This window comes from Grimontia marina (assembly GCF_900060185.1).
Lineage (GTDB): Bacteria > Pseudomonadota > Gammaproteobacteria > Enterobacterales > Vibrionaceae > Enterovibrio > Enterovibrio marinus.
In genome coordinates, this window is sequence record NZ_FIZY01000247.1 from 1 (window position 1) to 607 (window position 607).

Annotated in this window: 1 protein-coding gene and 1 pseudogene; both read right to left on the bottom strand. The window is 47.1% G+C overall.

Translation table 11 applies throughout. The annotated features are described in order from the left end of the window. Positions 1-303, bottom strand: a 303-nt coding sequence (locus GMA8713_RS26235) for an ATP-binding cassette domain-containing protein (protein ID WP_157515823.1), incomplete at its 3' end; no start/stop codon positions are given. Further along, a pseudogene (locus tag GMA8713_RS26240) lies at positions 269-607 on the bottom strand (thiamine ABC transporter permease); the annotation flags it as partial. The pseudogene GMA8713_RS26240 and the gene GMA8713_RS26235, both read right to left, overlap by 35 nt.

Sequence of the window (607 nt, forward strand, 5' to 3'; positions counted from 1 at the left end):
AAAAGCTAAATTTTGCCAAACCGTCAGATGTGGGAAGAGCAGATCATCTTGAAATAAAATACCGACTTGCCGCTGATGTGCAGGCCGCAAAGTGATGTCGACATCGTCCAGTATGACTCTGCCTTGGAAGCTAAAATCCCTCCCCAAATGACCAGCAATTGCATTAAGTAGCGTTGACTTTCCGCAGCCGCTCGGCCCCATTAAGCTAACAATTTCACCAGGGGAGATGGTGATATTTAAATCCGATAAGAGAACTTCACCATTTTGTTTATGGATGGCGAGGTTTTCGAGGCAGAACATCATGAGTAATGGCTTCCTTGCGGGCAGTTTTTTTAACGATAGGGTTGATGGTACGGCGATGAATTTGTAGTCGGCTGATCACAATCGCCAAGGTGAAAAAAATCAAAGGCAGTAGGGCTTGCCAAATGGCATAGATAGCGGTGACTCTGCGGTCAAAGCCACTTGAGAGTGCAACGGCTTCGGTAGTAATAGTGGCGATCCTTCCTGCGCCGAGCATCAAAGTCGGCAAATATTGCGCTAAGCTCACACTCATTCCAATTGCTGCCGCGTAAACGATGGCTGGCAAGAGTTGCGGCGTTTTAATTTG